16 protein-coding genes and 1 other annotated feature are annotated in these 19,880 nt (G+C 35.3%); of the genes, 14 read left to right on the top strand and 2 right to left on the bottom strand.

From position 1 onward, the window contains the following. Nucleotides 1-13: 13 nt before the first annotated feature. The 4 genes from tig (at nt 14) to ACWG0P_RS07570 (ending at nt 5,045) form a co-directional block, all read left to right on the top strand. Nucleotides 14-1,291, top strand: coding sequence for a trigger factor (gene tig / locus ACWG0P_RS07585; protein ID WP_455801209.1), 1,278 nt, complete (start codon nt 14-16; stop codon nt 1,289-1,291). A gap of 290 nt (nt 1,292-1,581) precedes the next feature. Next, entirely contained in the window at nt 1,582-3,900 is a 2,319-nt protein-coding gene (gene lon, locus ACWG0P_RS07580; RefSeq protein WP_455801208.1) for an endopeptidase La, read from the top strand. Continuing rightward, nucleotides 3,901-4,491 carry a ribosome biogenesis GTP-binding protein YihA/YsxC gene (gene yihA / locus ACWG0P_RS07575; RefSeq protein ID WP_455801207.1) on the top strand — a complete coding sequence of 197 codons (591 nt, stop codon included), beginning with the start codon at nt 3,901-3,903 and terminating at the stop codon, nt 4,489-4,491. It begins immediately after the preceding gene. Between the two features lie 152 nt (nt 4,492-4,643). Next, nucleotides 4,644-5,045, top strand: a complete 402-nt coding sequence (locus ACWG0P_RS07570; protein ID WP_455801206.1) for a hypothetical protein — start codon at nt 4,644-4,646, stop codon at nt 5,043-5,045. 59 nt (nt 5,046-5,104) lie between these two features. Here the strand turns inward: ACWG0P_RS07570 and ACWG0P_RS07565 are convergent, their stop codons facing one another. Further along, on the bottom strand, nt 5,105-5,731 hold the full coding sequence (locus tag ACWG0P_RS07565; protein WP_455792760.1) for a hypothetical protein: 627 nt from the start codon (nt 5,729-5,731) through the stop codon (nt 5,105-5,107). Nucleotides 5,732-5,855: 124 nt separating this feature from the next. Here ACWG0P_RS07565 and ACWG0P_RS07560 point away from each other — a divergent pair, with 124 nt between their 5' ends. The 8 genes from ACWG0P_RS07560 to ACWG0P_RS07525 all read left to right on the top strand — a co-directional run bounded on the left by ACWG0P_RS07560 (nt 5,856) and on the right by ACWG0P_RS07525 (nt 15,486). Continuing rightward, entirely contained in the window at nt 5,856-6,488 is a 633-nt protein-coding gene (locus tag ACWG0P_RS07560; protein ID WP_455801205.1) for a LysM peptidoglycan-binding domain-containing protein, read from the top strand. Nucleotides 6,489-6,532: 44 nt separating this feature from the next. Beyond that, nucleotides 6,533-6,740, top strand: a binding site (T-box leader). 31 nt (nt 6,741-6,771) lie between these two features. Beyond that, entirely contained in the window at nt 6,772-7,323 is a 552-nt protein-coding gene (locus ACWG0P_RS07555; protein WP_455801204.1) for a GNAT family N-acetyltransferase, read from the top strand. 2 nt (nt 7,324-7,325) lie between these two features. Further along, on the top strand, nt 7,326-9,950 hold the full coding sequence (locus ACWG0P_RS07550; RefSeq protein ID WP_455801203.1) for a valine--tRNA ligase: 2,625 nt from the start codon (nt 7,326-7,328) through the stop codon (nt 9,948-9,950). 141 nt (nt 9,951-10,091) lie between these two features. Next, a complete protein-coding gene (locus ACWG0P_RS07545; protein WP_455801202.1) occupies nt 10,092-11,156 on the top strand; it encodes a branched-chain amino acid aminotransferase in 1,065 nt (354 codons plus the stop codon). A 51-nt stretch (nt 11,157-11,207) separates the two neighbouring features. After that, the gene (locus ACWG0P_RS07540) at nt 11,208-12,194 is read left to right on the top strand and encodes a DUF952 domain-containing protein (protein ID WP_455801201.1); all 987 of its coding nucleotides are present in this window, start codon (nt 11,208-11,210) and stop codon (nt 12,192-12,194) included. A gap of 12 nt (nt 12,195-12,206) precedes the next feature. Continuing rightward, entirely contained in the window at nt 12,207-12,653 is a 447-nt protein-coding gene (locus tag ACWG0P_RS07535; RefSeq protein WP_455801200.1) for a GNAT family N-acetyltransferase, read from the top strand. Nucleotides 12,654-12,803: 150 nt separating this feature from the next. Beyond that, nucleotides 12,804-14,978, top strand: a complete 2,175-nt coding sequence (locus tag ACWG0P_RS07530; protein ID WP_455801199.1) for an EAL domain-containing protein — start codon at nt 12,804-12,806, stop codon at nt 14,976-14,978. Nucleotides 14,979-15,291: 313 nt separating this feature from the next. Continuing rightward, nucleotides 15,292-15,486: a hypothetical protein gene (locus ACWG0P_RS07525; RefSeq protein ID WP_455801198.1), complete on the top strand. Its 195-nt coding sequence runs from the start codon at nt 15,292-15,294 to the stop codon at nt 15,484-15,486. A 208-nt stretch (nt 15,487-15,694) separates the two neighbouring features. Here ACWG0P_RS07525 and ACWG0P_RS07520 read toward each other — a convergent pair whose 3' ends face one another. Further along, nucleotides 15,695-16,807: an FAD:protein FMN transferase gene (locus ACWG0P_RS07520; protein WP_455801197.1), complete on the bottom strand. Its 1,113-nt coding sequence runs from the start codon at nt 16,805-16,807 to the stop codon at nt 15,695-15,697. Between the two features lie 258 nt (nt 16,808-17,065). Between ACWG0P_RS07520 and ACWG0P_RS07515 the strand changes: the two genes are divergently transcribed. Both ACWG0P_RS07515 and ACWG0P_RS07510 read left to right on the top strand, forming a co-directional pair. After that, a complete protein-coding gene (locus tag ACWG0P_RS07515; protein WP_455801196.1) occupies nt 17,066-18,358 on the top strand; it encodes an RnfABCDGE type electron transport complex subunit C in 1,293 nt (430 codons plus the stop codon). A gap of 12 nt (nt 18,359-18,370) precedes the next feature. Continuing rightward, nucleotides 18,371-19,879, top strand: coding sequence for an RnfABCDGE type electron transport complex subunit D (locus ACWG0P_RS07510; protein ID WP_455801195.1), 1,509 nt, complete (start codon nt 18,371-18,373; stop codon nt 19,877-19,879). The last annotated feature ends 1 nt before the right edge of the window (nt 19,880 follow it).

Raw genomic sequence — 19,880 nt, 5'->3', positions numbered from 1 at the left:
GGAGGTATGGACAATGAGTTCAACATGGGAATTAAAAGAAAAATCAACAGGAGAATTAACAACAAGTGTCGAAGGTGAAGCTTGGAAAGCAGCACAAAAGAAAACTTACAACAAAATGGCGAAAAAAGTGAACTTGCCAGGATTCCGTCCAGGTCAAGCACCAGCTGCATTAGTAAAAAAACAAATTAGTACACAGAGTGTATTAATGGAAGCAATCGATGAAGTAGCGGGAGAAGCATTATCTGCAGCTATTAAAGAACATGACTTATGGGTAGTTTCTCGTCCTTCTTTGGATGTAGAAAGTATCGATGAAGACAAAGTTACTTTCAAATTTATCGTTGCGGTAAAACCAGAAGTTAAACTTGGAAAATTCAAAGGTTTAGATATTAAGAAAGACGAAGTTAAAGTTGATGATGCGGATGTAACTGCAGATGTTGAACGTTTAGCTGAACGCTTTGCGGATTTAGTAGTAAAAGAAGAAGGTAAAGTTGAAAACGGAGATACTGCTGTTATCGATTTTGAAGGATTCAAAGATGAAGTACCTTTCGAAGGCGGAAAAGGTGAAGACTATCCATTGGTAATCGGAAGTGGTTCCTTCATTCCTGGTTTTGAAGAACAAGTACTTGGTATGAAGAGTGGAGATACAAAAGATCTTAACGTAACTTTCCCAGAAGAATACCAAGCTGCAGAACTTGCTGGTCAACCAGTTGTGTTCAAAGTAACTGTAAAAGAAATCAAATCTAAAGTATTACCTGAAATCAATGATGAATTGATCAAACAGGCGAAAATTGAAGGTGTTGAAACAGTCGATGCATATAAAGAATATGCTAAGAAAAACTTAGAAGAATCAAAAGAACGTGAAGCTACGCAGAAGTTTGAAAATGATATTTTAACTGCTGTTACAGAAGCTAGTGAAGTTGAAATTCCTGATGTTATGATCGAGGATGAAACAGATAACTTAGTTCGTGATTTCGAACAACGTTTACAATCACAAGGATTTGGAATGGAACAATTCTTACAAATCACTGGAAACACTGTAGAAGGTATCCGTGAAGAAATGAAGAAAGACGCTTTTGGAAAAGTAAAAGTACGTCTTGTATTAGAGGCAATCGCTGCTGAAGAAAAAATTGAAGTAAGTGAAGTTGATATTGAAAAAGAATTAGAAACTGTTGCGAACACTTACAACATGCCATTAGAAAAAGTAAAAGAACTTATTTCTGGTGATGCTATTTCTTATGATTTACGTATTCGTAAAGCATTAGATTTGATCAAAGAATCAGCTGGTAAGTAATCTTGAAAGACGCCTTACGCGTCTTTTTTCTTTCCTGTTTCTGATGCTGTTTTAAAAGTGTGGAAACATGTGAAATTAGCACTAAATAGTTGACAGTGCTAATAGAATATCATATACTATTAGCAGACATAGAGGAAGAGTGCTAGTGCGCATCTATTTTCTAAGCATATGAGTGGATTCTCCATATGTTCTATGTGACAATCTATTTGAAAGTAATATAATAAGTTATGAGTTTGTGATATGCAGTGTAAGCTATGATAGACACTGTAACTTAGAAAGGAGTAATGAAGATGAGTGAACAAGAGTTGATCCCTACACTTCCATTGGTATGTACACGTGGTGTTATTGTATTTCCAGATCAGGAAGTCATTATTGATGTAGGAAGAGATAAATCGATTCGTGCTATCGAAGAAGCACAAGAGAATGAGCAAAGCCAAGTTGTTTTGGTTGCGCAAAAAGATCTTGCACTAGAAGAACCGAATATAAATGATTTATATGCATTTGGTACTTTATGCCAAATTAAGCATGTACGTCGTATGGAAGGTTATTTACGTGTAAAGTTTAGAGGAATTCAAAGAGTTGAAATTCAAACGGTTACCAATGATGATACGATGATGAGTACATCCTTTGTAGTTCGTAAAAATATTGCACAGGATGGTATGGAGGAAATTGCATTAGTTCGTAAAATTGCTAAGCAATTTGAAGAAATTGAAGCTGTTTCTCAAGCAATTCCAAAAGAAATGATCAATGAATTAGCAAAAGGGGTATCTGCGCCACAACTTGCAGATCAGATATCTCAGTTGTTTCCTTTTACATTAGAAAAACGCCAAGAATTACTTGAAACATTAGGTGTTAATGATCGTTTATTCTTAATCCTTCAAGAAATTGAAAGTGAAAAAGAATTATCTGAAATCGAAAATAAGATTAACGATAAAGTAAAAACGCGTATTGAAGAAAGTCAAAAAGAGTATTACTTACGTGAGAAAATGCGAGCGATTAAAGAAGAATTAGGAGATGTACCAGATGGTGATCAAGACGTAGAAGCAATTCGCAAACGTCTTGAAGAAAATCCTTATCCAGAAAATATCAAAGAAAAAGTTCGTGATGAATTATCACGTTATGAAATGTTACCAGCAGCAAGTGGTGAAACTGGTGTTATCAAAACGTATATCGATTGGTTAATGGATTTGCCTTGGTGGCAAGAATCCAAAGACAATGATGATTTAACAAAGGCAAGTGATACACTTGACGCAGATCATTATGGATTAGAAAAAGTAAAAGAACGTATTTTAGAGTATTTAGCTGTAAAGCAAATGACGAATTCTTTAAAAGCGCCAATTATTTGTCTTGTTGGTCCTCCAGGAGTTGGTAAGACATCTCTTGCAAAATCTGTGGCAAGAGCATTGCAACGTGAATTTGTGAAAATATCTTTAGGTGGAGTAAAAGATGAATCTGAAATACGAGGACATCGTAGAACTTATCTAGGAAGTATGCCAGGACGATTCATTCAAGCAATGAAAAAAGCTGGTACTATCAATCCTGTCTTCTTAATCGATGAAATCGATAAGATGGCAAGTGATTATAAAGGGGATCCAGCAAGTGCTATGCTAGAAGTGTTAGACCCTGAACAAAACTCTTTCTTCTCTGATCACTATATTGAAGAAAACTACGATTTAAGTAAAGTACTTTTTATTGCGACAGCAAATTACTTGGAAAACATTCCAAATGCATTGCGTGATCGTTTAGAAATTATTGAGTTATCTTCTTATACAGAACTAGAAAAGATTGAAATAGCGAAACGTCATCTTGTAAGTAAACAATTGATTGAGAATGGTTTAAAACCATCACAAATGAAATTGGAAGATGATATGATTACTTATCTTGTACGTTATTATACAAGAGAGAGTGGTGTACGTCAGTTAGAACGTGTAATTGCGACAATTTGTCGTAAGAGTGTTCTAGCAATCTTGAAAGATAAAAAACGTTCCATCAAAGTAACTAAGAAATTAATCAAAGAATGGCTTGGTAATGAAAAAGTGGATTATGGAAAACGTGAAACAAAAGATCAAGTTGGAACAGTTACTGGACTTGCCTATACTTCTTTTGGTGGAGATATTCTACAGATTGAGGTTAATCATTTTGAAGGTAAGGGGAAATTGGTGATCACTGGTCAATTGGGTGATGTGATGAAAGAATCCGCATCTATTGCGTATGATTATGTTCGAGCAAATGCGAATAAATATAAAATTAGCTCTGATATTTTTGAAAAGAGTGATGTTCATATTCACGTACCAGAAGGTGCGGTTCCAAAAGATGGACCAAGTGCGGGTGTAACTCTTACGACTGCCTTGATTTCCTCTTTAAGTAATGTTCCTGTAAAAGCGGATTTAGCAATGACAGGTGAAGTAACATTACGAGGACACGTACTTCCAATTGGTGGTTTAAGAGAAAAATCTATGGCAGCACATCGTTGTGGTATTTCGACCATCGTTATTCCAAAAGCAAATGTGAAAGATTTAGATGATATCCCAGCTGCAGTAAAAGAAAGTGTTAAGTTCATTCCAGTCGACCGTATTTCTCAAGTGCTGGATGCGGCTTTGGTAAAATAAATGATAACCTTTCAGAAAGCTGAATTAGTGGTTTCTGCGCCAGAAAAGAAGTTCTGGCCAGAAACTGATTTACCTGAAATCGTTCTAGCAGGACGTTCCAATGTAGGGAAAAGTAGCTTTATCAATGCTATGTGCACACGTAAGAAGCTTGCCTATGTAGGAAACACTCCAGGTAAAACACGTTTATTAAACTTCTTTAATTTAGATGATAAATATATGTTTGTGGATGTCCCAGGGTATGGGTATGCCAACATATCAAAAAATCAACTGATTAAATTTGGTCAAATGATGGAGGATTATTTCTCTGGTCGAACACAAAAAAAAGGATTGGTCATGTTAGTCGATGCTAGACATAAACCAACAGATGATGATAAGACAATGTTAGAATTTGCTCGTTATTATGAAATCCCAATTGCTGTAGTTGCGACAAAGACAGATAAAGTACCATCAACAAAACTAAAACATCAATTAGCAATCATCAAAGATACTTTAAAACTATCTTACGATGAACCACTCTTTCCTTTCTCAGCAGAGAAAAAAGAAGGAATGGAAGCTGTATGGGATTATTTAATTCCTATCTTTGAATCCTAAGCGTATCGAAAGATACGTTTTTTTTGTTCAGCTAATCGTTTGTTTCATTTGAATATCTATAAGAAAACGATAGTTTATCTTTTTAAAATATTTTTTCAAAAAAAGCAAAGATTACAAAAATTATGATATGCTAAGAAAAAGGAGAAATGAAAATGGAAGCAAAAGGAAAGAATTATTTAAAAATCACTGGGGTACTTGAACTTGTATTAGGAATCATTTTGGTAGCTTTATTAGTTTATATTACAAGTTTAAATAAGGGGTCATCTATACAAATCTTTGGTTCAAATCCAGATGGATTTACATTTGTACAATTGGCACTTGCTTGGTTACAAGCTGGTCTTTGTATTGTTGCGGGTATTACAGGAATTGTATTAGCAAATAAACCTAAAGCTTATAAAGTATGTATGTTCTTTGGTCTTGTACTTATTTTTGTAGCTATCTCAAATAGTTTTTATTCTGATTTCAACCTTCAGAATGTTATCAAAGAAATATGTGCATATATTATTCCTGTATATTATTATTATGGGGCCGCAAAAAATAAACAATCTTTATAGAAGAATATTTGCGGATAAGAAAACGTCCAATCTTAGGAGAGGACGTTTTTTGTATATTGTTATTTATGTTCCACTGCAAGAATCAATTCTTTTGCATATGGTAAAGATTCAATCCATGCACATACATCATGCCATTCATCTAACTTATGAGCTCTTCTTGCATAGTAAATGTTCATTAATGTTTCATAGTTTAAAGAACATGTACGAAGTTGATGATAATTGTTTGGCAATAATTGAATCATAGAATACCAAATTGTTTTATCTTTGGTTTCTAAGTATTCCAAACGTAATTCTTCTAGTACTTGAATGGTTGCCTTTAGGGAATCTAATGCTTTTTCATTCATATGGTCATGAGAGAAATCATTGATATCAAATGGCTTACTGGCAATTTTATGCATCGTTGATGTTGAGTTTGCGACTGTAGCCACTTTGTATGTATCATATTCTTTCCACCAATATAAAGGGGCAGTGAAATCTACCGATACAAAAATTTGACGAATAAACTTACGGTGGTCACTTCCTGCTTTTGCTAAACGTTGTGCCAAATCTAAGTCATTTGGTCCCATTACGAAATTCCCTTTATCATCATACGTTGAATCCATGCGATGCCAGCTATTCATTGGGTTACGAGCGCCACGGATTGCGTTTTCAAAATTCATTACACTAGTTCTTTCAATTAAAATCATAGGATTACCTCTTTTCTTGTATCTATTCTATCATATTTTTATTGGAAACTGTAGATATATGCGTACGATTCCATGGCATAATTTCTTCCATATCAACATACATACTGATAGGAGGGTCCTGCATATGAAAACGATGAAGATTGAAAAGAAATTATTATTCGCAGAGAAAATACAAGAAGTGAATCAATTAGAAGTGAAATCAGCCTTAATGTATCAAAAAGAAGAAGATGGAAGTGTTCGTGCAACTGGTCCATTGTTTGTTCGTGGAAGCATGCGTTTGGATGATGGGGATGTACAAACATTTCAAGAAGTATTGGATATGGATGTGTTAGCACCTGCTTATAAACTATCAAGTGAACCGTTTGCTCTACATGTGAAAGATTATTATGCGGATGTTGTGGAAGATGGTATAACACTAGCAGTGAATATGAATATTTTAGGATTAAAAGAAGAGGCGAGTGAAGATTATAAAGAAGTAAGTAAGAGTGTACCTTTGCCAGTTATAGAACCTGTTATAGAGGAACAAGATGAAGAAATGGTAACGCAACCAGAAGAAGTCGGAATGGTTGTGGATGAATTTGAAGATCTCTTTGAAGAGAGTGATACAACATATACATCCTATCGTATGGTAGTCGCAAAACCCGAGGATAGTTATGCAAGTATCGCGAAGCGTTATGATGTAAGTGAAGAGGACTTGCGAAGTGCTAATCGAAACAAAGATGTCGTAGGAAAATCTTTGGTTGTATTGCCTTTTTAAAAGTTCCTGTTGAAACTTGTGCTTCTTTTGTTTATAATGATAAAGTAAAAACTATGAAAAGAAGGAGTACACATATGTAGTTTTCAAAGAGAGCTTTCGTTTGGTGAAAGAAAGTAGGCACATATGTAGAAGGTAGTCTTGGAGTTGATATTCTGAACATAAGTAGGAATATACGCAGATCCGGCGTTAACGGTAATGAGGCATATAACATAATATGTAAAATAAGGTGGTACCACGTAAAGCGTCCTTTGTAGGATGCTTTTTTTGTTTGAGGAGGGATCGTATGCGTTTAGATATGCCAGTAGTAGAAACGAGTCGTCTTCTACTTCGTCCTGTGGAAGAAGGGGATGCTTGTGATTTGTATGAAGTTTATAAATCGCCAGAAGTCACAAAATATCTAAGCTTTCCATGTCACGAAGATGTAGATGTTACATTACAACTAATCAAAACAAGATATCTTCCTTATCAAAGGATGTGTATACCACAAGCATGGGTTATGGTATGGAAGGAACAGGAAAAGGTCATCGGGACTTTACGAGTCCATACGATAGAAGATGATATTGGTGAAATTGGATATGCACTGCATCCTGCGTATTGGCACAAGGGGATTATGAAAGAAGCCTTAAAGGAACTAGTAAACGTTGCCTTTGAGCATATAGGGGTACGTCGATTAGAAGCGAAATATGAAGTCGACAATATGGGAAGTGAACATGTCTTAAAGGCGTGTGGGTTTCAAAAAGAAGGAATCCTTCGACAGTATGCGAAATTAAGTGATAAACAGTATCATGATATGGTCTTAGCGGCTATATTAAAAGATGATTTGAAAGGAGAATAACGATGAGAAAAGAATTAAATCAAAAATATGATCACAATCAAGTAGAACAAGAACATTATAAGACATGGTTAGAGAAAGGCTATTTTACAGCAGGGGATACATCAAAAGATCCATTCTGTATTGTAATACCTCCACCAAATGTAACTGGAAAGCTTCATTTGGGACATGCATGGGATACAACGTTACAAGATATTGTAGCTCGTTATAAACGTTTACAAGGGTGTGATACATTATGGCTTCCTGGTATGGATCATGCAGGTATTGCGACACAAGCAAAAGTAGATGAGCGTTTAAAGGGAGAAGGTATTTCACGTTATGATATAGGACGTGAAAAATTCTTAGAACGTGCTTGGGAGTGGAAAGAAGAATATGCTTCTACCATTCGTACACAGTGGGCAAAGATGGGACTTTCTTTAGATTACACTAGAGAGCGTTTTACGTTGGATGATGGGTTATCTAACGCTGTACGTAAAGTGTTTGTGGACTTATATAACGATGGATTGATCTATCAAGGAGAACGTATTATTAACTGGGATCCCCAGGCAAAGACAGCGTTATCCAATATCGAAGTATTGCACAAGGAAATCGAAGGTGCGATGTATTACTTCAAATATAAAATTGTAGAAAATGGAAAAGAATTGGTAATTGCGACAACACGTCCTGAAACGATGTTTGCCGATCAGGCAATCTTTGTACATCCAGATGATGAACGTTACACAGATATCATTGGCATGCATGTTATCAATCCAGCAAATCAAGAAGAACTTCCTATCATGGCAGATGATTATATCGATATGAGTTTTGGTACTGCTGTCATGAAATGTACACCAGCACATGATCCAAATGACTTTGCCTTAGCGAAGAAATATAATTTACCAATGCCAATTTGTATGCATCCAGATGGTACGATGAATGAAATGGCACATAAATATGAAGGAATGGATCGTTTCGCATGTCGTAAAGCATTGGTCGCTGACTTTGAAAAAGATGGTGTAGTAGATCATATTGATACACATATGCATCAAGTAGGGCACTCTGAAAGAACGGGTGTTATTGTAGAACCATATTTATCAAAACAATGGTTTGTTAAGATGAAACCATTGGCACAAGATGTATTAGAACATCAAGAAGATGAAGAACAACGTATCAATTTTTATCCTAAGCGTTTTGAAAAGACATTCCAACAATGGTTAGAGAATATTGAAGATTGGTGTATTTCACGTCAATTATGGTGGGGGCATCGTATTCCTGCTTGGTATCATAAAGAGAGCGGTGAAATCTATGTAGGGTTGGATGATCCAAAAGATAAGGATCAATGGATCCAAGATGAAGATGTATTAGATACTTGGTTCTCTAGTGCATTATGGCCTTTTTCTACTTTAGGTTGGCCAGAAAAAACACCTGACTTAGAACGTTATTTTCCTAATGATGTATTAGTGACTGGGTATGATATCATTTTCTTCTGGGTAGCACGTATGGCATTTCAGACACGTTATTGTATGAAGAACCGTCCATTCAAGGATGTTTTAATACATGGGCTTGTTCGTGATCCACAAGGTAGAAAAATGAGTAAGTCATTGGGGAATGGTGTAGATCCAATGGATGTTATTGAACATTATGGAGTTGATGCATTACGTTTCTTCCTAACAACAAACTCAACACCAGGACAAGATTTACGTTTCTCTGAAGAGAAAGTAGAATCAAGTGCAAACTTTATCAATAAAATTTGGAATGCATCTCGTTTTGTTCTTATGCAGTGTGGAAATGATATGGATGTAAAAGATATTGATTTATCAAATGTATCCATGATTGATAAATGGATCTTACGTCGTTTCAATGAAGTATTAGCAAGTGTTAGTGCGAACATGGATAAATATGAATATGCTCTTGTTGGAAATGAATTATACAGTTTTGTATGGGATGATTTCTGTAGCTGGTATATCGAATTAAGTAAAGCTGGTCTTATGAGTGATGATGTTGTTACACAGATGGCAAGTAAGTCAACATTGGTTAGTGTGTTAAGCGGAATCTTGCGTATGTTACATCCTTTCATGCCATTTGTAAGTGAAGAGATTTATCAAGCAATTCCACATGAGATGGAAAGCATTAATTTGGATTGCTGGCCAACTAGCATTCCTGTGGATTTGAGTGATGAAGAAATGACTTCTATCAAACAGTTGATTACGATGATTGAAGCTGTTCGTAGTATCAAAGCGGATTATAACTTAAAACCAAGCTTTGATATTGATGTTATCATTAAAAATGAACATGGAGATATATTGCCAAGCGACACAAAAATCAATGCCATCTTACAAAAGATGTGTCATGCTAGTTGGGTAAGCGAAGATCGAGAAGAAGAAATGATGGTTCGTTCTATCTTAAATGGCACACTATCTGTTCCTTTGGCTTCGATTATCAACGTTGAAGAAGAAATTGAAAAACTTACAAAAGAACTTTTGAAACTTCAAGGGGAAATTAAACGTGGAGAGGGAATGCTTGCGAACCCTAACTTTACCAATAAGGCTCCAGAAGCTAAAGTAAATGCAGAAAAGGAAAAATTAGAAGGCTATAAATCACAGTATACGATTGTTGAAAAACAATTGGAAGACATGAAGAAGAAAGCTTAAATACGACACTATAGTAGGTTGTATATATATTTATGAAATATGTATCATTTTATGAAAGAAACTATGTAAAATTATGAAAACACCTTGACTTATAACGCATTTGGGTGTAGGCTTAAAACAATATATAGAAGGGAGATTATTATGGAAATAGAATACATCAAGGCTAAAACATTGAAAGAAAAGCCAGATCAGAATAATTTAGGATTTGGTAAATACTTTACAGATCATATGTTCACAATCGATTGGACGACAGAAAAGGGATGGCACAATGCGAAGATTGAACCATATGCGCCAATTTGTATGGACCCGGCAACGTTAGTATTGCATTATGCACAAGAAACCTTTGAGGGATTGAAAGCTTATAGAACAAAAGATGGACGTATCTTATTATTCCGTCCTGAAATGAATGGACGTCGTATGATCAATTCTAATCGTCGTTTATGTATGGCAGAATTACCAGAAGATATGTTTGTAGAAGCAGTTGAAAAAATTGTTGCTTATGAACAAGATTGGATTCCTACTGCTGAAGGTACTTCTTTGTATATTCGACCATTTATGTTTGCGAGTGAGGCTGCAGTTGGGGTGCATCCTAGCAATTCATATAAATTTATCATTTTATTATCACCAGTAGGAGCGTATTATCCAGAAGGTGTTAATCCAATTAAAATTTATGTTGAAGATGAATACGTTCGTGCAACAAAAGGTGGTACAGGTTTTACGAAATGTGGTGGAAATTATGCCGCAAGTATTGCCGCACAAGTGAAAGCAGAAAAGCTTGGTTATACACAGGTACTTTGGTTAGATGGTGTTGAACGTAAATATGTAGAAGAAGTTGGTACAATGAATGTTATGTTTAAAATCGATGGTAAAATCATTACTGCACCATGTGATGGAACTGTATTGCCAGGGGTAACACGTGATTCTATTCTACAAATTCTCTCTTCTTGGGGTTATGAAGTTGAAGAGCGTCACTTAGCAATTGATGATTTGATGGAAGCAGGAAGAAATGGTACCTTAGAAGAAGCGTTTGGTACAGGAACTGCAGCTGTAATCTCTCCAGTTGGGGAATTGAACTACAAAGGAGAAATCACCATTATCAATGATTTTAAAACAGGTACGTTAACACAAAAATTATATGATACATTAACTGGTATACAATGGGGTGATGTAGAAGATACTTTTGGTTGGACACGCGAAGTTAAATAATATGTGAAAGAGTCAGCTATGCTGGCTCTTTTCTTAAAAGGAGGAAAGCATATGGAAATATTACATTGTATGTTGAAAAGTGAATATGAAGAAGTAAAAGATAAAACTTATTATGGGGAACAATGTATAAAAAAAGAAGGGTTTCTTCATTGCTCAACATGGAATAGTTTTTATGAAGTAGCACCCTTCTTTATGAAAGATGAAACAGAGAAGGTTTTATTATGCATTGATACGGAGTTGGTACAAGCTCCTATAAAATGGGAAGATAATGGCGAAGGTATTTTGTATCCTCATATATATGGACCCTTAAATATGGACAGTATTATAGAAGTACAGCCGTTTCTATACAAAGATGGCATATGGGATAGAAAAGCATGTGTACATATATTGATGAATACCAGCTGTGTGGATGAAGATTGGTGTTTTGGTGCACTTAACAAACATATTCATGGAAATGATAGGGTATGCGTCGTTGCCTTTAGTTTTTGGGATGATACAACTACGATAGATGATTGGAATACGCAATATGCTAAAGATAATGGTGTATGGTATAAGGCGAATACGGATGTTTGGAAACGTTATGGGATAGCTGAGGAACAGGTCGTGTGGGTGAATTATTTTGAAGATAGTCATGAAAGTGCGAAGAATAAGATTGTAAATAGTAGTGTTGTATTTTTTACAGGTGGTGCACCAGATTTGATGATGAAGCGTATCCATGAATTTGATTTACAGGAAACATTAGCTCGTTATCAAGGCGTAATGATAGGATATAGTGCAGGAGCGATGATACAACTACGTGAGTACCATATAACACCAGATGTTGATTATCCAAGTTTTTCTTATGAAGAAGGTTTACTTATGGTAGATGGCTTTGACATTGAAGTGCATTATGAAGAAACAGACGTACAACATGAATATATGAAAAAAGTGATACAAGAGAAACAGTGTAAAATATATGCGATATATGATGATGGTGGTGTTGTTGTGAAAGAAGATACCATTGAAACATTCGGTCGTGTAAAGCTATTTGATAAGTAAAGGGAAATGTACATGAAAATACAAGTGATGAGATTGGAAGACTATGAAGAAGTATATGAGTTATGGCGGAATACGCCTGGTATGGGTTTAAATGATAAAGATGATTCCAAAGAGGGAATCAACAAATATTTAACACGAAACCCAAGCACATGTTTTGTGGCACGAGAAGAGGGACGTTTGCTTGGTGTGATTTTAAGTGGGCATGATGGTAGAAGAGGGTTTATTCATCATACTGCAGTGGATGTGAAGAAACGTAAACAAGGGATTGGGAGGGCTCTTGTAGATGCGGCTATGATTGCTTTAAAACAAGAAGGTATCCATAAAGTGGCCATGTTGGTATTCTCGAAGAATGAGGAAGGGAATCGGTTTTGGGAAAGTCTTGAATTCGAAGCTCGTCGTGATATTACTTATCGAAACAAACAACTTATAGAGCTTGTTCGTATAGATACAAATGCTTGAGAATGGACAAGAGCTAACGCTGTATTCTTGTATTAAGGTATATGATGGTAAGATAATTTCTAAAAAAGTTGATGATAGAAGTTAAGTGTGTGATAATATAGGAATAGAATAACATATGAGCTTATATCGATGTATGGAATGGAGAAATCTATGGAAAAAACATTGGAACAATTAAAAATTGAAAACCAAGAACTATTGAAAAAAATAGATTATTATCGCAGTTTTGATTTGTTAACTGGACTTTACAATAAAAATACTTTTTTCCTTAGAGCAAAGGAGCTTATTGAGCAAAATCCAAAGGAAGTTTTTCAAGTAATAGCATTTGATATTGAACATTTTAAATTGGTTAATGACTATTTTGGAACGCAGAGTGGGGATGCATTATTATCCTATGTTGCGAAAAGACTTCTTGCGATGTTTCCTTTTGAGTGTTGTTGTATTTCACGAATTACGGCAGATAATTTTATGCTTTTGCTTCCGATATCAGAAGGTGGCGAAATTGCAGTAGATAAAATACAACGTATTTGTAAGGAAGCTCCAATTGATATGGATATTATACCAGCTATTGGAATTTATGAAGTACATGAAGATATAGCGATGAATCGAATGTGTGATCGTGCGGATATGGCAGCAAAATCCATCAAAGGGAATTATAGTAACCATGTTGCATATTACAACGATAATATGCGCAATGATCTCGTTGAAGAACAAGAACTTTTAAATGGTGTCGAATCATCATTAGACCATCATGAATTTGAGATTTATTTTCAACCAAAGTGTAATATGTATACTGGTAAAATTACAGGTGCTGAAGCATTGGTGCGATGGAATCATCCAGTGAAGGGTCTTATTGCGCCAAATGTATTCATAAATCTATTTGAAAGAAATGGATTTATTAAGAAATTAGACCAATTTGTTTGGAGAGAAACTGTGCGATGGATCGCCAAACGGATGCAGGAAGGGCATGAATTATTACCTATATCTGTAAATATATCGCGCATCGATATCATTGGGATGGATGTGGTAGGCTTTTTCCAAGAACTTGTGAATGAATTTGGAATAGAGCCATCTTGGATCGAGTTAGAGATTACGGAAAGCGCTTATAGTGCACGGAGTGAGGAAATCATTTTTGTTGTAGATCGATTGATGCGGCATGGTTTTACCGTATTAATGGATGATTTTGGTAGTGGTTATTCTTCCCTTAATATGTTAAAGGATATCAGTGTTGATGTATTAAAATTGGATATGAGGTTCCTCGATAATCAAGATAAGAAGAGTAAAGATATCTTGGAGTCGGTTGTTCATATGGCGAGATGGTTGAATTTGAAGGTTATTGCAGAAGGTGTTGAGACCCGACAACAAGTTGATTTTTTATTAGGAATTGGGTGTACGTATGCACAAGGATTTTATTATTATAAGCCGATGCCATTAAATGACTTTGAATCCTTGATACAAAAAGAAGGAATCGCAGACTATCATGATATTGATATGGTAAATAAAAACGAAGAGATCTTAACGTTTAAAGATTTATTGCACGAGGATAGTATTTCAGAATTGTTGCTCGCAAACATACTTGGAGCAGTAGTTTTGTATACCTATGAAGATGGGTGTGTACAATTTATGAAAGCAAATGAGAAGTATCATCAAATGATGGGAACTATTAAAAACCATCACAGTGATATTTTGTCTGTTATACATCCAGAGGATCGTGAAGCCTTCTTGAATTTGTTCATCAAATCAAAAGAAAATGCAGTAGATGGTTATACAACAACGGTACGAAGAGAACATGAAGAAAAAGGTTCGATTTGGATAAAAATTCATTTGTTTTTCTTTTCCGATATTAACAATAGTGAAGTGTATTATGCATCTATTACGGATGTTACAAGTGAAATGCAAACATTACAGGAATTGCAACTTTCTGAAGAATTGTTTCGTATTGCCATGGAAGCAACCAATGATACCATATTTGTACTTGATGTAAAAACAAGGATAGCATGCTATAGTTTACAAACAAAAGATGATTTTGGATTGAATGCGGAAGTTGCTAATGCTCCTGAAGGATTCATAGAACAAAACACTGTTTGCCCAGGTTATGAAGATGATTTCCGCGAAATGTACAATGCAATTTATCGTGGTGAAGAGAGAGCAAGTTGTGTGATAAAGGCAAACATGTCAAACAATCGAACGTTATGGAATCGTATCACGTTAATTTCTATTCGTGACAAGAATGGAATACCAATAAAGGCAGTTGGTTTAGTTCAAAATGTTACAAAGGAAGTGGAATTGGAAAGAAAGTTAAACATGCATGAAAATTCACATAATTAAAATCGCATTTTAAAAGCTAGTTGTGTTCTATAAGCATAATGTAAATAAAGAATATAATTGTCATTCATTTTAAATGAACTAAAAAAGAGTCGCTCGACCAATGTCATTTAATTATAAACTAGAGGAGTCAATTAAAATTTGACCCTCTTTTTTTATTTTCAATATATGTATTGACAAAACATTGAAAATCTAGCGCCTCGCTGCGCTCAGCGCTTCGTTAGGAAAGTAAAAGGAGGTTGTATTCACATGGCAACGACAATTTTATTTTTCTGTAAATCAAAAGTATGGAATAAAGAAATAGGAGGATTTGTTTATGTCCAACTATTCAAAAGAAGTTTGGGCAAGAGCAATTCATTTTATACGTGAAATGGCAAAAAGAAAAGGTGAGGTTCCACCTAATCTTGAGGAAATGATATCTAAAGAAGTATTACCAATAAGAACTGAGCGTAAAAACCCTAGAAAAGTTAAAACTCAGCGCTTTATTTCCTTTAATTATCGTTTCTCTTAAACATGTATATTATACCTCTTATTTTCAAAAATATCATCCTTTAATAGGAGTTTTTATCATGTCCAAAACGAAACAGTTTATTTTATACAATAGTCTTTATAATAAAAAATCACAGTGTTTAGTATTCGTTTACTAATATCTGTGATTTTTCGTTTCTTAGCTAAATGACATCGGTCGCTCGACTCTTTTTGTTTGTGTGGCTGAATCCTTATTTTTTGATTTGATTTTTTATACCATCAGTAACTACGATTTCATATCCATTGTTTTCTATAGAAGTAGTCCCATCCTCTTTTGGTTGTTTTTCATCATAAACCCAGATGGCATTTACTTCGATGCCTTCTTTTTCTTTTAGGTTTTTAATCAACTGTAATCCATCTTTATGAGAAAGGGTATATAACGTTGTAGACAAGATATCCGCGATACCACTATCTTCTGTAATTACAGTCACGGAACGGCAATGTCTTGCGGGCATAAGCGTGCTTGGGTCTATAATATGATGCATGATTTGATCACCATACATATAATAACGCTGATAATCTCCACTTGTTACAAAGGACATGGATTCATCTATAAGAACAGATACCAAAGAATCACTAGAGTATTCTTTTAAATTTGGTATTTGTACACCTACTGACCAACCATCACTTTCAGGTTTATTTCCAATTAAACGAATATTACCTCCACCATTCAAGATAGCATTTTTACATCCCTTTTTTTCAAGTTCTTGTGCGATTTTTTCTACTGCATATCCTTTGGCAGAACCACCAACATCTAAGGAAACATCTTTGTCATCAATATAGACAGTACTATTTTTTGTATCTACTTTGATATGATCCCAACCAGTATGTTTCTTTGCGTCTTGAAGGACGTTGATATCAGGTATGGTACTTGGTGTATTGTTTTTGTTTGCGAGTAAACCTTCTTCACGAGCATCGTGCCAGATATTCAATACTGAACCCATCGTTATATCAAATTGTTGATTGGTTAAAGAAGCGTACGTTTTATTTAAGGCAAGGAAATCGATGATTTCTTTGTCTACCTTTACAGGACTTATACCTGCTTGATCATTGATCGTTTTTATGTTGTTTATATTCTCATAATCGTTATATTTATCAAAGAGATGATCATAACGTTTAAACTCTTGTTGCACAATATCTTTATAGGTGTTGAAGGTTGCTTCGTTTTCCGTATATGCAATAAAAGAAACGACAGTATCAAAACCTAAATCTGTTGCGGTCATTGAATATTTTTTAAGTGCAGTACTACAGCCACTTATAGGAAGTAATAATCCTATACAAAGTAGCATCCATATTTTCTTCATGTATTTATCACCGTTGTTATTATACCATTATTTCATATTTTTTAAACATGTTTGCACCATGTGATGAAAAAGCGGTGGTAACAATTGGATATTTGTATAATACATGGGTTACAGGTAAATGATATAAGAATAAAAACCAAAGAAAATACGAAATAATTCTTTTTATCGTATGGTGAAAATGCTATAATGAAATCAGTATGTGATCTCGAAAACTGTCTGTCACATATGGGATTATTTAGGAAAGGTAAGGTGAGCGAAATGTCATTGTTTAAAGGTCCTATGCGCCAGCATATACATGGCTATAAAGATCTGACTGCTCATGGAGAAGTAAAGGAAGTAAAAGCTGGAAAAGAAGTTTATATTCCTTTGATCTGTGGAGCTGTTACAAATCTTGACATGCTTGTTAAGGAAGGTGACCGTGTTTGTATTGGCACAAAGGTTGCACAATGTAATGAACGTAATATAGTACCTATTTACGCGAGTGTTTCTGGAACTGTAAAAGGGGTTCAGAAAATTATGCATGCTTCGTTAAAACCAGTGGATCATCTCGTGATTGAGAATGATGAAAAGTATGAGAAAGTACAAGCTTTTTCTCCGTTGGATTATGAACAAGCAGATCGTGAAACATTGATTGATTTCATGATGAATGCAGGTATCATTGGATTAGGAGGAGCTGGATTCCCATCTTATATCAAATATAAGTTTGCGAAAGATGTGGATATGTTAGTTATTAATGCGGTAGAATGTGAACCATTTATTACGGCAGATTATACAACTATACAACAACGCTCTAAAGAATTAAAAACGGGTATTTTAGCTATGAAGAAGATGGCTATGGCAAAGCGTGTAGTCATTGGTATCAAGAAAACACATCCAGATCTGATTTCATTTGTAAACTCTGTGTTTGAGGATAGTGATGGAGTTGAGGCTAAGGGTGTTCCTGATGTATACCCTATGGGATGGGAACGAGTTCTTGTTCGTGAATTGTTACATAAAGAATACGATAAGCTACCAGGAGAAGTGGGAGCTGTTGTAAATAATGCAGAGACTGCAATTGCTTTTGGTGAGGCATTGTTGTATGGAGATGCGATTGTATCACGTACGATTACAGTTTCTGGTAATGGAATCAAAGAGCCTAGCAATGTTTGTGTTCCAGTAGGTGTTCGTGCATGTGATGTTGTAGCTGCATGTGGTGGATATACTGCTGAGGAAGTAAAAATCATTGCAGGTGGACCTATGATGGGAAAAACAATCGTAAATGATCAGTTTGTAATTGATCGTAATATGAATGCTCTTACGATATTGGAAAACAAACCATTTCAAAGCATTGCTTGTCTTCGTTGTGGAATGTGTTCTGATCATTGTCCAGCAGGTTTACAACCTGTTCGTATTGCACAAGCAGTTAAGATTGGGGATAAGAGTTCTATGGAACGCTTATGCGCAATGGATTGTATCGAATGTGGGTTATGTACGTATGTATGTCCTTCACGTTTAGATGTAACCGAAAATGTAAGAAAAGCAAAACGTCAATTGATGGCGGCGAAGAAGTAGGGAGGGAAGAATATGAAATATATATTTAATGTTTCTCCAAACCTACGAGCGAAGTTAAGTACGCAACATATTATGCGTGAGTTGATGTTTGGATTATTAGTCGTATTTGCATTTTCATTAGTGTATTATTATCAAGCATATTCTATGGAATATGCACTACAAGCAGTTAAGTTGATGGTGGTTTCCATTGCGACAGCATTGGTTACTGAAATTGGATGGGCATTCTTTATGAAGAAGGATGCAAAGTTTGATTTCGCATATATCAAAGGATTTTTAAATGGAAGTTTTGGTTGGATTACTGCAATCATTTTAACATTGATGACACCAATCAGCATCCGCCCATTTGCCTTAATTGTAGCAACGTTCTTCTCTATCTTTTTTGCGAAGCTGTTGTTTGGTGGTTTTGGAAATAATATCTTTAACCCAGCAGCGGTTGGTAGAGCTATTATATTTGCGACATTCATGGGAGCGACTACCGATGTCATTACATCTGTAACTCCAACAACATTGATTGCGAATGAATTCAATTGGTTAGTAACCGATCCTACTATGATTACGAAGATGATGGAAGAGGTTGGTGGTTTTGGTAAATTGTTTATGGGTTGGTACCCAGGAGCTGTTGGTGAAACCAGCGCACTCATCATTCTTATCGTTGGAGTTTACTTATCCATTCGTAAAGTCATTGATTGGAGAGTACCTGTTATTTATTTAGGAAGCATCTTTGTATTAACCGCAGGAATTGCATTGTTTAGAGGTGTGGGAGATTATGGTAGCTTACCGGGTGTCCTATGGTATCCACTTCTTCATGTATTAAGCGGCGGTGTTGTGTTTGGAGCTGTATTTATGTTGACTGATCCAGTAACTTCACCTACGAGTGCACAAGGGCGTTGTATCTTTGCATTAGGAGCTGCAATCATCACAGTATTGATTCGTGTAAAAGCAAATTTACCAGAAGGATGTCTATATTCTATCCTTATGATGAACATGTTATCTCCGATGATTGAAAAAGCATTGGATGGAAAACAACTTGCATTGCGTAAGAAAGCAACAATTATCTTTACTACTGTTTTTGTAGTAGGATTAGGTAGTGTATTATTAGCAGCAAGTGCAATTGAAGCAAAACAACCAGATCCAAAAGTGTTCATTTCTACAAGTGATGAAGATGTGAATAAGTTTGAAGCTAAGGTTGATGAAAAAGTGGATAATGGAGATGGAACAACAACCTTTAAAATTTCATCTCAAGGATACGCCTCTTTTGAAGATCCTACCATCTACAACAAATTCGAGATCATTGTAAATGTAGAAACAGCAACGGTAGAATCGCTAACACCAACAGAAATTAACGATACTCCATATAAGGGAGATAAGATTGATAATGAATCATTCTTAGGACAATTCAAAGGAATGAATCTTAAAAAAGATATAAAAGTTGAAAAGAACGATGCAGTAAGTGAAGCTACGATTTCTTCTAAGTCATGTGTACGTGCAGTAGAAGAAGTTCGTAAAGCACTTGGATATTAGG

Source organism: Amedibacillus sp. YH-ame6, from assembly GCF_053848845.1.
This window is presented reverse-complemented; position numbering and strand designations above follow the sequence as displayed.